The sequence below is a fragment of the Kitasatospora griseola genome, from assembly GCF_014648555.1.
Classification (GTDB): domain Bacteria; phylum Actinomycetota; class Actinomycetes; order Streptomycetales; family Streptomycetaceae; genus Kitasatospora; species Kitasatospora griseola.
Genome location: NZ_BMRI01000001.1, coordinates 222,997 through 236,427, shown reverse-complemented (window position 1 = coordinate 236,427; position 13,431 = coordinate 222,997). Strand labels below are relative to the sequence as shown.

16 protein-coding genes are annotated in these 13,431 nt (G+C 73.8%); 10 read left to right on the top strand and 6 right to left on the bottom strand.

Features of this window, described 5'->3' with window-relative positions; genetic code table 11:
• Nucleotides 1-928, bottom strand: a 928-nt coding sequence (locus IEZ12_RS01045; protein ID WP_229847126.1) for a serine hydrolase domain-containing protein, incomplete at its 3' end; no start/stop codon positions are given.
• A gap of 86 nt (nucleotides 929-1,014) precedes the next feature.
• Nucleotides 1,015-1,413, bottom strand: coding sequence for an ACT domain-containing protein (locus IEZ12_RS01040; protein WP_189270319.1), 399 nt, complete (start codon nucleotides 1,411-1,413; stop codon nucleotides 1,015-1,017).
• Nucleotides 1,414-1,703: 290 nt separating this feature from the next.
• Here IEZ12_RS01040 and IEZ12_RS01035 point away from each other — a divergent pair, with 290 nt between their 5' ends.
• The 6 genes from IEZ12_RS01035 (at nucleotide 1,704) to IEZ12_RS01010 (ending at nucleotide 7,793) form a co-directional block, all read left to right on the top strand.
• Nucleotides 1,704-3,317: an AbeC-like domain-containing protein gene (locus IEZ12_RS01035; protein WP_189270318.1), complete on the top strand. Its 1,614-nt coding sequence runs from the start codon at nucleotides 1,704-1,706 to the stop codon at nucleotides 3,315-3,317.
• On the top strand, nucleotides 3,314-3,673 hold the full coding sequence (locus IEZ12_RS01030) for a hypothetical protein (protein WP_043913681.1): 360 nt from the start codon (nucleotides 3,314-3,316) through the stop codon (nucleotides 3,671-3,673). Before IEZ12_RS01035 ends, IEZ12_RS01030 begins: the two co-directional genes overlap by 4 nt.
• Nucleotides 3,674-3,737: 64 nt before the next feature.
• Nucleotides 3,738-4,421 carry a vWA domain-containing protein gene (locus IEZ12_RS01025; RefSeq protein ID WP_043913680.1) on the top strand — a complete coding sequence of 228 codons (684 nt, stop codon included), beginning with the start codon at nucleotides 3,738-3,740 and terminating at the stop codon, nucleotides 4,419-4,421.
• Nucleotides 4,418-5,335 (top strand): protein phosphatase 2C domain-containing protein, encoded by a 918-nt coding sequence (locus IEZ12_RS01020; RefSeq protein WP_189270317.1) that lies wholly within the window; start codon nucleotides 4,418-4,420, stop codon nucleotides 5,333-5,335. The genes IEZ12_RS01025 and IEZ12_RS01020 overlap by 4 nt, the downstream gene beginning before the upstream one ends.
• Nucleotides 5,332-7,014, top strand: coding sequence for a protein kinase family protein (locus tag IEZ12_RS01015; protein ID WP_189270316.1), 1,683 nt, complete (start codon nucleotides 5,332-5,334; stop codon nucleotides 7,012-7,014). Before IEZ12_RS01020 ends, IEZ12_RS01015 begins: the two co-directional genes overlap by 4 nt.
• Nucleotides 7,015-7,142: 128 nt before the next feature.
• A complete protein-coding gene (locus tag IEZ12_RS01010; RefSeq protein WP_189270315.1) occupies nucleotides 7,143-7,793 on the top strand; it encodes a PadR family transcriptional regulator in 651 nt (216 codons plus the stop codon).
• Between the two features lie 31 nt (nucleotides 7,794-7,824).
• Here IEZ12_RS01010 and IEZ12_RS01005 read toward each other — a convergent pair whose 3' ends face one another.
• On the bottom strand, nucleotides 7,825-8,046 hold the full coding sequence (locus IEZ12_RS01005; RefSeq protein WP_043913673.1) for a DUF8847 domain-containing protein: 222 nt from the start codon (nucleotides 8,044-8,046) through the stop codon (nucleotides 7,825-7,827).
• A 401-nt stretch (nucleotides 8,047-8,447) separates the two neighbouring features.
• Here IEZ12_RS01005 and IEZ12_RS01000 point away from each other — a divergent pair, with 401 nt between their 5' ends.
• Entirely contained in the window at nucleotides 8,448-9,146 is a 699-nt protein-coding gene (locus IEZ12_RS01000) for a bifunctional DNA primase/polymerase (protein ID WP_043913671.1), read from the top strand.
• A gap of 78 nt (nucleotides 9,147-9,224) precedes the next feature.
• Here IEZ12_RS01000 and map read toward each other — a convergent pair whose 3' ends face one another.
• Nucleotides 9,225-10,070: a type I methionyl aminopeptidase gene (map, locus tag IEZ12_RS00995; RefSeq protein ID WP_189270314.1), complete on the bottom strand. Its 846-nt coding sequence runs from the start codon at nucleotides 10,068-10,070 to the stop codon at nucleotides 9,225-9,227.
• Between the two features lie 126 nt (nucleotides 10,071-10,196).
• Between map and IEZ12_RS00990 the strand changes: the two genes are divergently transcribed.
• Nucleotides 10,197-10,415 (top strand): hypothetical protein, encoded by a 219-nt coding sequence (locus tag IEZ12_RS00990; RefSeq protein ID WP_043913668.1) that lies wholly within the window; start codon nucleotides 10,197-10,199, stop codon nucleotides 10,413-10,415.
• Nucleotides 10,416-10,422: 7 nt separating this feature from the next.
• Here the strand turns inward: IEZ12_RS00990 and IEZ12_RS00985 are convergent, their stop codons facing one another.
• Together IEZ12_RS00985 and IEZ12_RS00980 are read right to left on the bottom strand one after the other, a co-directional pair.
• Nucleotides 10,423-11,730: an MFS transporter gene (locus tag IEZ12_RS00985; protein WP_189270313.1), complete on the bottom strand. Its 1,308-nt coding sequence runs from the start codon at nucleotides 11,728-11,730 to the stop codon at nucleotides 10,423-10,425.
• A 57-nt stretch (nucleotides 11,731-11,787) separates the two neighbouring features.
• Nucleotides 11,788-12,366: a hypothetical protein gene (locus tag IEZ12_RS00980; RefSeq protein WP_189270312.1), complete on the bottom strand. Its 579-nt coding sequence runs from the start codon at nucleotides 12,364-12,366 to the stop codon at nucleotides 11,788-11,790.
• A 47-nt stretch (nucleotides 12,367-12,413) separates the two neighbouring features.
• Between IEZ12_RS00980 and npdG the strand changes: the two genes are divergently transcribed.
• Both npdG and IEZ12_RS00970 read left to right on the top strand, forming a co-directional pair.
• Nucleotides 12,414-13,115 (top strand): NADPH-dependent F420 reductase, encoded by a 702-nt coding sequence (gene npdG / locus IEZ12_RS00975; RefSeq protein WP_100585869.1) that lies wholly within the window; start codon nucleotides 12,414-12,416, stop codon nucleotides 13,113-13,115.
• A 122-nt stretch (nucleotides 13,116-13,237) separates the two neighbouring features.
• The gene (locus tag IEZ12_RS00970; protein WP_100585870.1) at nucleotides 13,238-13,426 is read left to right on the top strand and encodes a hypothetical protein; all 189 of its coding nucleotides are present in this window, start codon (nucleotides 13,238-13,240) and stop codon (nucleotides 13,424-13,426) included.
• Nucleotides 13,427-13,431 lie beyond the last annotated feature (5 nt).

Sequence of the window (13,431 nt, the reverse complement as noted above, 5' to 3'; positions counted from 1 at the left end):
CGTAGCGGCCGGTGTCCGGGGCCAGGAAGAGGCTGGTCCCGGTGAAGCCGTGGTGGTAGGCCGCCCCGCCGTCGTCGGTGACCAGCCAGGCGAGGCCGCGGTGCAGGCCGGGTTCGACGGCGGCGCGCGGGCGGCGGCTCTCGGCGAACCAGTCGGCCAGCGGGCTCGCCCCGGTCAGCAGGTGTTCGGCGTAGGCGGCGAGGTCGTCGGCGCAGGAGAACACCCCGGCGTGGCCGGCCACCCCGCCGAGCAGGGCGGCGCTGGGGTCGTGCGGGGCGCCCCAGGTGCGGGGAGCGTCGCGCAGCCGCTGTTCGGTCGGGGCGAGCTGCGGGTCGCGGGGCAGCGGCCCGTAGGCGGTGCGGGTCAGGCCGAGCTCGCGCCACAGGTCCTCGGCGAGCAGGTGCAGGGGGCGGCCGAGGACGGCGGGCAGCAGCAGGCCGAGCAGGATGAAGCCGCGGTCGATGTAGCGGTGGCGGCTGCCGGGCGGGCTCACCAGCGGCTCCGCGCACAGGTGCTCGATCAGCGGCCGGCCGGAGTGCTCGTAGCGGGCCAGCCCGGTCTTCGGGAGCAGCCCGGAGGTGTGGGTGAGGAGCTGCCGAACGGTCAGGTCGCCGCCGGGGGAGGGCAGTTCGGGGAGCACCGCGCGCAGCGGCGCGTCCAGGTCGAGCAGGCCGGTGCGGACGGCGGCGCCGACCAGCGGCCAGGTGGCGAGCACCTTGGTGAGCGAGGCGAGGTCGTAGCGGGTGTGCGGGCCGGGCCGGGCGGCGCCGCACTCGGGGGCGACCAGGCCGTGGCCGACGGTGACCCGGTCGCCTCCCGCCCGACCGACCGTCAGCACGCCGCCGGGGAACAGCCCGCCGTCCACGGTCTCGGCGAGGGCGGCGCCGAGGTCGGCGGCGGTGGCGGCGGTCCAAATGGAGTCCTGCACGGCGTCCCTCTCGTCCCGGCCGGTGTCGGCGTCCGTTCGGATTCTCGCCCGTGCCGGACGCCGGAAACCGGGCTGCCGACGACGCGTCAGGTGTGCCGTGCGCCCAGGGCGTCGAGAGCGGCCAGGGCCCGGTCGGCGTCGGCGGCCGGGACGAACAGGTGGTCGTGGTGGAAGCCGGCCACCACGTTGCAGCTGATGCCCTGTTCGGCGAGCGCGGTGGCGACGGCGGCGGTCAGGCCGACGGCGTCCAGCGCGGAGTGCACCCGCAGGGTGATCCAGGCGGCGGTGAACGCGTGCGGCAGGCGGAGAGAGTCGGCCTCCTCCTCAAGGACGACGAACGTGACGCCCTCGGGTTCGGCCACCGTGACGACCGGCCGCAGCCCGGCGGGCACCCGGCCCGGCAGCGTGCAGTACACGTAGCGGCCGGGGTTGAGGACGGGGCTCAAGCCGGAGAGCAGCTGTCGAAGATCGCGTTCGCCTGCCATGGCCGTCACCGTAGTGGCTCCGGGCGACGACCGGGGCGCTGCGGGGGCGTGTCGGGGCGGCCGGAACTTTCGGCCGGAGGCGCCGTCGCCCGGGGCGGGCTCGCGTGCGCCGGCTCGCGCGCCGGTGCCGGCAAGCTGTGCGCCGGGCGGCTCCGACCGTCCGGGAGAATCGTCAACTCCCTTCATGGGTAAGGTTTTTGTTTGCTCTGTGCGGACGGTGGTACCACCTCTGTGGTGAGTTCTGTCGCGTGCTGTGTTCTGTGCCGCAGGTAGTGCTCAAGGGGGGTGACATGACCACGGACCCGAACAACAAGGCGCCCGGGAATGCCGTGCCGCCGATGAAGCCCACGTTCGCGCCGCCCGATCCGCCGGCCGGCGCTGCGGCGGGGCCTTCGTCCAGCACCTGGGCGGTCGCTCCCCAGGCCCCGCTCCGGCAGCCTCCGCGGTCGGCGGCGGACGCCACCCGCTACCTGTGCGTCGCCGTCCAGTTGGACAGCGCGCTGTGCGACCGGGCCGTCGAGTCCGTCCTCAAGGAGCCGCACCGCACCGTCGCGTTCTCGCCCGGCGTCGACCTGGTCTGCGTGCTGCGGTACGCGATCGCCGCGCAGGTCCGGCAGGCCGCCACCCGGGCCCTGCTCACGCTCGTCGCGCTCGGCGTGCTGGCCTCCCTCGCCTTCCAGTCCTTCCCGGACAGCACGGAGACCGTCCTGCCGGTGCCGCTGCCGCCGCTCGTCGTCCCCCTGCTCTGTGTGGCCTGGGGGATCGTGCTGGCCGAACGGCTCATCACGTTCTACGGCGTGCTGAGGGCCAAGCTGAGCCGGGACGCCTTCGACCCGGCCCGGGCTCCCCGTGCCGATCCGCACGAGGAGAAGCTGCTGGGCCAGGTCGCCGCCGAGGAGCGGAAGGGGAACGTCTCGGTCTTCTCGGGCTTCGAACCGTTCCTCGGCTACGGCAGGCTCGTCTCCCCGTGGAACTTCACCATCGCCGTGGACCGGCCCGACGAACAGTCCGATCACGTCGTCCCGTTCACCCTCCAGGAGTTGACCGCCGAAGTCACCGGCGCACTCCAGGCCCTCGGGCTGCCCGGCGTGGCGGTCTCCGAGCGGGTCTTCGTGAACGGCGCCGACCTGGCCCAGGGGCTGGACCCCGCGCTCCGCCGGCTGCTGCTCCCCCAACCGGACGGCAGGCCGCGGACGGAGCTGCGCCCGGACGTGCTCGACCGGCTGCGGGAGGACGGCTCGGGACGGGCCCGCCCCTACCTGGTCACCACGGTCTCCGGGTGGAGCGGCGAACTGGTGGCCGGCTCCGTGGTCCGGTTCTCGCTGAGCGCGGCCCGGGACCTGCTCTTCGTCGAGGGCGGCACCACGCTGCTCCCCCCGATCCACCACCGGTACCACCAGGTCGACCACCTGCTCGACCACCCCACCTGGCGGCAACTGCTCGCCATCGTCGCCTCCTCGGCCGGCGCCGTGCCGCGCGGACTGCTCGTCAGCCCGTTCAAGACGTTCGAACTGCTGGTCGGCGGCCTGACCGACCGTCGGAAGAAGAAGGAACAACTGCGCCTGATCGCCCTCGGGGCCTTCAACCACGGCGCTGAGCTGAGCATTCGGGAGGCGGCCGCCGAGCCCAGGTTCCACCGGTACTTCCAGCAGGTCGACAGCCAGATGTACACCAAGATCGTCGAACGGCGCGCGCTGGACACGCTCACCGACTTCCTGGCCGACCGGCAGGTCGACGTCTCCGAACTCCGGGAGCGCCAGAGCGTGATCTACAACGGGGGCGTCTTCGCCTCCGGCAACGCCAACGTCAGCTTCGTCAACTCCCCGGTGGCCGCCGGTGCCGGCAGCAGACTCGTGCGCCTGGCCGAACGCGCCTCGGGCAGCAGAAGGAAGGAAGGCCGATGACCGAGGACCGGCGCATCACCGGCGGACTCCACATCAGCGGCAATGCCCAGGTCACCATCAGCGGCGGCGCGATCGCCGCGGGCCAGGACTCCTCCGCGACCGTCCACGCCTCGGCGGTGGACGAGGAGGCCGTCGTCCGACGGGTGCTCGCCCTCGTCGAGCGGCTGCGGCAGAGCCCCGACCCCGACGCGGTCCGGGCGGCGGAGGACCTCCAGCAGGTGGTGGCCGAGCCCGTGCGGCGCTGGGACCAGGTCCTGCGCTTCCTCTCCCGGGCCGGCCAGGGCGTGGCCGCCACCACCGCGATCGCCGCCGAGATCCAGGGCCTGGACGAGGCGGTCAGGGCACTGCTGCCCTGACGCCCGAAGCACCGCCGACAGTGGGACATCAGGTGTCGCTCGCGCGACGTGGATGGGGGACGCAATGGCCGAGATCAAAGGTGTGCTGCTGCCTGCGTACGTGCTGGCCGACGAATCGGGCTCGATGGGCCCGTACCGGGAGGAGCTGTCCGAGGGCCTGGTCTCGCTCTGCGAGGGGCTGCGGGCCGAGCCGATGGTCGCGGCGAAGCTGCGGCTCGCCGTGCTCGGGTTCGCCGACGACGTGCAGGTCCGGCTCGCGGTCGCCGACATGCGGGCCGAGACCAGCCTGCCCGAGGTGGTCATCCGGGGGACCACCCGCTACCGGGCGGTCTTCGACGACCTGCGGCAACGCATTCCCACCGACGTGCAGTGGCTCCGGGGCCAGGGGTACAAGGTGCACCGCCCGGTGGTGTTCTTCCTCAGCGACGGCCAGCCGACCGACGGGGACGGCTGGCGGCGGTCGCACGCCCTGCTGGTCGACCGGGCCCGCACTCCCACGGCGCCCAACATCATCGCCTGCGGCATCGGCAGCGCCGAGGCCCGGACCATGCTGGAGGTCGCGACCCGGCCGGAGTTCGCCTTCGTGGCCGTGCCGGGGGCCGACATCGGCCGGGCCATCTCGGAGTTCTTCCACTCGCTCACCGCGAGCCTGGTCTCCTCCGGCCAGGCGCTGAACTCCGCCAACCCGCAACTCGTCGTCAACCGGCCGGACCAGTTCACCATGGCCATCGACGAGGTCGGCCTGTGAGTCCGGACGGCGCCGAGGGCACGCCGTCCCCGCTGCCCTGGCAGCGGATCGCCGTCGGGGCGCCCGGGGTCGAGTTCGAGGCCCGGCCGCCCGGCGAGGACGTCCTCGACGTGCCCGACACCGAGTGTGACGGCTGGTCCACCGCGGGCCTCACCGTGCGGCTGGCGTCGGTGCGGGGCGCGCACCACCGCTACTACGGCAAGCCGAGGCAGGACGCCGCCCGCGCCGTACCGCACACGCCCACCGGGGCCGTCGTGTTCGCCGTCGCGGACGGCGTCTCCAGCGCCACCAGGGCCGAGCGCGGCGCCGGCGAGGCGTGCCGGGCCGCGCTGGAGCGGATCCTGCTCCAACTCGCCTGGAGCCCGGACGCGCTCGACCTCCGCGATGTCGCCCGGCACGCCGCCGAGCAGCTGCGACGGCTGGTCCGCGGGCGGCTCGACCCGGCCGGGCCGAGCACCGCCGAGGTCGCGGGCCGGTACGCGACCACGCTGGTCACCGGCCTGGTCCGGCCCCACCCCGACGGGCCGGTCGTCGAACTGTGCAGGATCGGGGACTCGGGCGCCTGGCTGCTCGACAGCCGGCGGGGCGCCTACTGGCCGGTCTTCCCGGCGAAGACCGGCTCGGACGCCCTGCTGGTCTCCAACGAGGTCACGGCGCTGCCCAGCGTCCCCGCCGCCCTCGAACAGGCCACCCTGCGCCTGACCCCGGACCAGGTGCTGGTGGTCGGCACCGACGGCTTCGGCGACCCGCTCGGCGACGGCGACGGCCAGGTCGGCGCGCTGTTCGCCCGTCAACTCGCCGCACCACCGTCACCCCTGTGGCTCGCACACGTGCTGGACTTCTCCCGGGAGACCTTCGACGACGACCGGACCCTGCTGGCGATCTGGCGGCGCAGCCCGGCCCCGCCGCGATGAACGCCACTCCCGGCGGCGCCGTCGACCGCGGCGCCCTGGTCCTCGACCGCCGGCTCGGGCAGGGCGGCCAGGGCGTCGTCCACCGGGTGGCCAACCTGAGGATCAACCAGGCCGCCGCCGACGGCGGCTGGGACGTGGTCTACAAGGAGTACGCGCCCGCCCTGCTCCCCGACCTCGATGCCGTCGCGCTGACCGCGATGGTGGACCTGCTCGACGAGCTGAGCGGCGACGAGGGCCGGTGGCTGTGCGAGAAGACCGCCTGGCCGGCCGCCGTGGTCCGCACGGAGGGCCAGGTCAGCGGGTTCCTCATGCGAGCCGCCCCGGACCGGTTCCGGTTCGACTTCCGCAGCCTGAGCGGCGCGGGCAGCGGCACCCGCCGACTGGCGAACCTGGAGTTCCTGCTCAACGACGACGCGTACACGGCCGGAATCGGACTCACCGTCGGCGAACGGGACCGCCTCCTGCTGCTCGCCGACCTGGCCGGGACGCTCGACCGGCTGCACCGCATCGGCATCGGCGTCGGGGACCTGTCCCCGAAGAACCTGCTGCTCGCCACCACTGGTCCGCCCGAGTGCTTCCTCATCGACTGCGACGCGATGCGGCTGCGGGGCGCCAGCGTCCTGCCGCAGGCCGAGACGCCGGACTGGCAGCTCCCGGCGGGCGAGGAGAAGGCCACCCCGGCCGGCGACGTCCACAAACTCGGGCTCCTCGCCGTCCGCCTGATCGCCCGGGACCAGGTCACCACCGACCCCACCGCACTGACGGCGCTGAGCCCGGACCTCGGCGAGCTCGCCCGCCGGAGCCTCGACCCCGCCCCGGCCCGCCGGCCGTCGCCGGCCGAGTGGGCGGAGTGCCTCCGGGCGGCCGCCCCGACGGTCCCCACCGCCTCCGCCGCACCACCGGCCGACGCGGCCTCCGACGACGCGGCCTCCGACGGGGCGACCGCGCCACAGGGCCGGTCGAAGTCCTCGTTCGTCGCCCCCGTCGTCTTCGTGGTGCTCGTCCTGGTCCTCCTGGCCGTCATGATCGTCCGCTCCCGAGGCGCTGGTGACCACGCGGAGGGGCCCGGCACCACCCGGCCGCCGACCCCTGCTCCGACCTCCGCGAGCCCGACCCGTACGCCTGCGCCCGTCACCACCACCCCCACCTTCGACCCCAGGTCGCTCGACAGTGCGCAGACCGACCGGACCCCGCTGACCGCGAGCGCGCTGCTGTCCGCCTCCTTCACCGACTCCAAGGGCGTGACCTACACCAGGAACAGCGGCTCCACGGGGGACTGCCCGGACGACTCCATGACGGAGAACCTCCAAGCGGCGCTGCGCAAGGCCGGCTGCGACAAGCAGGTGGTCGGGACGTACATCGACGCCAACGCCAGGATCGCGGTGGCGGTCTGGGTGATACCCCTGCCCGATGCACAGGCCGCCGACCAGGGCAAGCAGGCGCTCGCGGAGTTCTCTATCACGGACTGGAGCCTCTGGTGTCCGACGACCGGCCCCGGCTCCCAGCTCTGCGACAGGGGCACGGACATCCGCAGCGCCACCCAGTCGGGTTACCGGATGAACAACCACCGCTACCTGCTGCAGTCCCGGGCGATCTACATCAACCTGACCACCGACAGCAGCGCCGAGGAGTGGACGAATGCGGCGGCCTACGCCGCGATCACCGAGGCCGGGCCGTAGCACTGCGCGCGGGTCAGTGGCCGGGTGTCGATATCCCTTGTCGTTCGACAGTTACCGATATATCGTCGAGTTATCGAGATGCTTCGACGATCGGAGTGTCCGACAACCATGGGAAGCGAGTGTTCGTCATGCGGTACGACAAGCGTTATCGCGGTGAGGGTCGGCGTCGGTGGGCCGAGAGGCCCGAGGAGGGGGAGCAGTTCGAGGCGCGGGCGGCGTTCGGGCCGTTCGGGGCGCAGGGGCGGCCGATGCCGCCGTTCGGGCCCGGGTTCGGGCCGCGGGGGCGGGGTTTCGGCGGTCACGGGGTGCGCGGCGGGCACGGCGGGCGGCGCGGGGGCCGGGCGCGGCGCGGTGATGTGCGGGCCTCGCTGCTCGCGCTGCTGCGGGAGCGTCCGATGCACGGCTACGAGATGATCACCGAGATCGGCGAGCGCACCGGCGGTGTCTGGCGGCCCAGCCCGGGCTCGGTGTACCCGACGCTCCAGCTGCTGGAGGAGGAAGGCCTGATCAAGGCCAACGAGGAGTCCGGCAAGAAGCTGTTCGAACTGACCGAGCAGGGCCGGGCCGAGGCCGAGCAGGGTCCCGAGTCCCCGTGGGACGAGGCCGGCCGGCGGGACGACTGGGAGGCCGTGCAGGAGGTCGGCGCCGCGCTCGCGGCGGTGGACCACGCGGTGCGCCAGGTCATGATGACGGGCACCGAGGAGCAGCGCGCCAAGGGCCTGGCGGTGCTGGCGGAGACGAAGAAGAAGCTGTACCTGATCCTGGCCGAGGAGGCCTGAGCCCCACCCCGGGGCGGGGAGTGACGGACGGTCAGCCGCTGGCGGCGTCGTCGTACTCGTACCGCCAGCGGAAGCGGCCCTTCGCGTTGTACTCCTTGGCGCGCCGGTAGACCAGCGTGATCGCCGGGGTGTCCCCGTGCGCGGGGACGGGCACCCGGTAGACCTTCGGCACGGTGTGCAGCGGGCTCAGCAGGATCGGCAGGACTCGGCCGTCCAGCGGCCCCCCGAGGAATTCGGTGTCGGCGCTCTTCACCGGTCCAGGGTAGGCACGCGGCGGGATGTCCGGTGCGGGCGGGTGTGTCCGTCGCGTCGCGGCGGATGTGACGCGGACAGCATCGCCGACGGTCATGGGAAGGGCCTTCGGACCCTTATCCTGCTACGTACGCCCCCGGGGGTTGCCCCGGGTCCGCGGGCCCGTACGGGCCGGGTGGGGCGCGCCGAGGTGCGCCCGCCCGCCGAGCGAGACTCTCGAACTCCGTACCCGCCCCGGACGTCGGCCGGCCGGAGAACCCGGCCCCGGTCGACGGCAGACGCCCCCGCGCGCGGTGCACCGATTCGGGAAGCAGCGAGCGGCTCCGTGCGTTGGCGTCGGGTGTTGCGTCGGTGGCCGTGCCGTACCAGGTGCGGCAGCTCAGCAGGTGCGGAAGGGGCCAGATGGAAGCCAGCAGCAGGTGGACGTCCTGGTGGCGGCGGGACCGGAAGGACGACCCGGACGCCACGGAGGACGCGGCTGCGAAGCTGGATCTGCTGCTGGGGGCGGTCCGGGCGGGGTTCCCGGTGGCGCCGGCGGCGCACCCGGCGGCGGGGTACCGGTGTTCGTGCGACCGGGTCGGCTGTCCGGCTCCGGCCCAGCACCCGGTGTCCTTCGCCTGGCAGTCCCAGGCCACCGTCGACGCCGAGCAGCTGGCGCACTGGCTGACGCGTGACCCGGAGGCGAACTTCGTCACCGCGACGGGCCGCGTGCACGACGTGCTGGACGTGCCGGCCGAGGCCGGCGAGCTGGCGCTGCGGCGGCTGGACGCGCTCGGTGTGGGCGGTCCGGTGGCGGCGGTCGGCGGCGACCGGTACCTGTTCTTCACCGCCACCCGCGGCACCCCGCAGGACGAGGACGAGTGGTGGCCCAGCGCGCTGGACTCCACGCCCGAGACGGTCTCCGAGCATCCCGGGCTGCGCTGGCACTGCCGCGGCTCGTACACCCTGGTCCCGCCGGCCGCGCTGACCGACGGCTCCCGGGTGCGCTGGCTGCGCGGCCCCGACCAGCCGCTGCCGGACCCGCTGCGGGTGCTGGACGTGCTGACCGACGCGTGCACCGAGGTCGGCGCGGTCGCCGAGGAGCAGTGGCTGATCGGCTGAGCCGAGCAGGCACGCGGCGCAGGAACGACGCAGCGGCCCGTCGCCCCACTCGGGGCGACGGGCCGCTGTGCTGTCCGGTCAGGGGAGGGTGAGGATCTCCGCGCCGTCGGCGGTGACCACCAGGGTGTGCTCGAACTGGGCGGTGCGCTTGCGGTCCTTGGTGACCACCGTCCAGCCGTCCGGCCAGATGTCGTAGTCGTAGCTGCCCAGGGTGAGCATCGGCTCGATGGTGAAGGTCATGCCCGGCTTGATCACCTCGGTGGCCCGGTCGCTGTCGTAGTGCGGGACGATCAGGCCGGAGTGGAACGAGGTGTTGATGCCGTGGCCGGTGAAGTCGCGGACCACGCCGTAGCCGAACCGCTTGGCGTAGGACTCGATGACCCGCCCGATCACGTTGATCTGTCGTCCGGGCTTGACCGCCTTGATCGCCCGGTCGAGGGACTCCCGGGTGCGCTCCACCAGCAGCCGGGACTCCTCGTCCACGTCTCCGCACAGGTAGGTGGCGTTCAGGTCGCCGTGCACCCCGTGGATGTACGCGGTGGCGTCGATGTTGACGATGTCGCCGTCCTGCAGCACGGTCGAGTCCGGGATGCCGTGGCAGATCACCTCGTTGATCGAGGTGCAGACCGACTTCGGGAAGCCCCGGTAGCCGAGGTCGGACGGGTACGCGTCGTGGTCGCACATGTACTCGTGCGCGACGGCGTCGAGGGCGTCGGTGGTGACACCGGGGGCGATCAGCTTCGCGGCCTCGGCCATCGCCTGCGCCGCGATCCGGCCGGCGATCCGCATCTTCTCGACGGTCTCCGCGGTCTGCACCTCGGGGCCGGTGTACGGGGTCGGCGCGGGCTTGCCGACGTACTCCGGACGCGCGATGTGCGCGGGGACCTTGCGGGTGGGGGACTGCGTGCCGGGTACCAGAGCCATGACCGCGAGTGTATCGGCCGCCGTCCGCCCGCCCCGGGCCGTGTGCGCGGGCGGGCCGCCGGGAATGATCACAGCTGACCGCCGCGGCCGCCGCCGCGAGGGCCCACCAGGACGGGAGACGAGACGATGGTGTTCGGCCGCAGCAAGCCCACCGGCAAGCCGGGGGAGTGGTTCTACTGCATCAAGCACGGCAAGGTCGAGGAGGGCCCGGAGTGCCCGGCCAAGGACCGGCTCGGCCCGTACGCCACCCGCGAGGAGGCCGCGCACGCCCTGGAGACCGCCGCCGAGCGCAACCAGGAGTGGAAGCAGGACCCGCGCTGGAACGACGAGACGCCCGAGGCCTGACGCCCCCTCACACCTCGGCGGCCGCGGCCTCGGCCTGCTGCTTCTCGTGCTGCGCCCGCACCGCCAGGACGTGCGGGTCGGTGCGGGAGTCCCAGGCCAGCAGCTTCGGGATGGACGCCGTCAGGGCCAGCACGCCCAGCACGCACATCACGCCGCCCGTCCAGATCGAGGCCCGGGTGCCGACCAGCGCGGCCATTCCGCCGGCCCGGACCTGGCCGAGCTGCGGGCCGACCGAGTACGACAGCAGCTCCACCCCGGCGAGGCGGCCGCGCAGCTCGTCGGGGATGGACTGGTTCCAGATCGTCGACCGGGCCACGCCGCTGATCTGGTCGGCCGCGCCCGCCAGCGCCAGGCACAGCAGCACCAGCCAGACGTTCCCGGCCAGGCCGGCCAGCGCCATCGACCCGCCCCAGCCGAGCGCCGCGAACAGCAGCATCCGCCCGTGCCGGTGGACCCGCGACAGCCAGCCGCCGGTCGCCGACACCAGCAGCGCGCCGACCGCCGTCGCCGCGTACAGCAGGCCCAGCGCCCACTCGGCGTCCAGCGAGTCCGCCAGGAACGGGAAGACCGCGACCGGAAAGGCGAACAGCATCGCCACCGTGTCGATCGCGTAGGTGCCCAGCAGGTCCTTGCGGCTCCACGCGTAGGCCAGGCCCTGCCCGAGGCTGCGCAGCGAGGGCCGGTCGGCGCTCTCGGCGGGCGGGATCGGACGCATCCGGGCGATCAGCGCCAGCGACGCCAGGAAGGTCAGCACGTCCAGCGCGTAGGCGCTGCGCGCCCCGGCCACCGCGACGACCACGCCCGCCAGCGCCGGGCCGGCCACCGAGGCGGCGTTGCGGTACAGCGAGACGAGGGTGAACGCGGCGGGCAGCTGGTCGTGCGCCACCACCCGGGGGAACATCGAGTCCAGCGCCGGGCGCTGGATGCCGTCCAGCGCCGCGGTCAGCGCCCCCACCAGGTAGATCGGCCACAGCATCGGGTGCGGCAGCAGGGAGTTGGCCAGCAGCAGTACGGCCATCAGCGTCAGCCCCGCCTCGCTGAGCAGCACCAGGCGGCGACGGTCCAGCGCGTCCGCCAGGGCCCCGCCCCACAGGCCGAACACCACCAGCGGCACCAGCTCGAACGCGCCGGCCAGGCCGACCGCGAGGGTCGAGCCGGTCAGCTGCTTGATCTGGATCGGCACCGCGATGTAGGTGAGGAAGCTGCCGAAGGCGGTGACGCACCCCGACGTCCAGAGCAGCCGGAACTCCCGGGAGGCGCGCCAGGGCGTCAGATCCGGGATCAACTTGCGGAGGAAGCGGGCAGCAGCTGTCACATGGTCAGATGCTGCGGGAGGCGGGCGGACCGGGGCAACAGGTTTTCTGTCGGCCCGTCACCAGCGCACCACCGGCGAGGCGGTCAGCCGCTCCACCAGCCGGGCCAGCCGGGAGCGCGGCGGCACCGTCGAGGTGGCCGAGCTGACCAGGTGCTGCACCAGCTCGAACGGCTCGGGTTCGGCCTCCGGCACGGTCAGCCGCTCGTGTGCCAGCGCCGTCAGCTCGGGGTCGCCGTCGTCCAGGGTGAGCAGCACCGCGCCGGCCCGGCGGGCGTCGTCGAGCCGCTCCAGCAGGGGCGCGTCGGCGGGCGCGGGGGCGACCAGCAGCACCGTCGCGCCGTTCCGCGCCTCCCCCAGCCGGGGCAGCCCGCACGCCAGGTGGCTCGGCGCGCCCGGCGGGACGGTGTGCCGCAGCAGCGTCGGGACGAGCTCCGGCACCCCGCTGTACGCGGCCTCGTCGCTCAGGTGCGCCGCCAGGTGCCACGGCTCGTAGCGGGGGGTGCCGACCAGCAGCAGGCCGGTGGCGCTGCGCCGGGTGACCGAGCCGCGCAGCGCGGCGGCGAAGGCGCCAGCCCGCTCGGGCCAGCCGGTGCCGGCCAGTGACTGCCGGAGTGCGGAAACTCTCACCGCGTCCATGCGCGACAGCATGCTGCCCGGGCAACGGATTTGGCAGGATCTTCGGCATGACGCAACCCGATTCAGTGAACGCGACGGCCGGACCGGGCCGACAGCTGCCGGACGTCTCCGACCTGGTGGTCGGCGTCCTCGGCGGCACCGGCGACCAGGGCCGCGGCCTGGCCTACCGGCTCGCCAAGGCCGGCCAGCAGGTGATGATCGGCTCCCGCAGCGCCGAGCGCGCCGAGGACTGCGCCGCGGAGCTCGGCCTCGGCGTCCGCGGCGCCGACAACGCGCGGTGCGCCCGGGAGAGCGACGTGGTGATCGTCGCGGTGCCGTGGGACGGCCACGCCGAGACGCTGACCTCGCTGCGCGCCGAACTCGCCGGGAAGATCGTGGTGGACTGCGTCAACCCGCTGGGCTTCGACAAGCAGGGCGCCTACGCGCTGCAGGTCCCGGAGGGCTCGGCCGCCCAGCAGGCCGCCGCACTGCTGCCGGACTCCACCGTCACCGCGGCCTTCCACCACCTGTCGGCGGTGCTGCTGCAGGACGAGTCGGTGGAGTCGATCGACACCGACGTGATGGTGCTCGGCGAGGACCGCGCCGCCACCGACACCGTGCAGGCGCTGGCCGGCCGGATCCCCGGCATGCGCGGCGTCTTCGCCGGGCGGCTGCGCAACGCCCACCAGGTGGAGGCGCTGGTGGCCAACCTGATCTCGGTCAACCGCCGCTACAAGGCGCACGCCGGCCTGCGGATCACCGACGTCTGAGCGGGAGACGGCGCCGCGGTGTGACCGACGCCGCGGCGCGCACCCGCCACCCCCGGCCGGAGCGGCGTGTTCGGTCGGCGAGAATGGCGGGGCCACACCGCGCCCGCCCGAGGAGTCCCGCCATGCCCCGCAACGCCCTGTACGCCACGATCGTCCTGGTCCTGGCGGTGATCGCCGCGGTGGTCTCGTTCATCCAGGGCAACTGGCTCGGCGTGGTGTGGGTGCTGATGGCCGGCGTGTCCAGCAACATCGCCTGGTACTACCTGCGCCGGGACCGCGCCGCCCGGGCCGAGCAGGCCCAGGCGCAGTAGGTCCG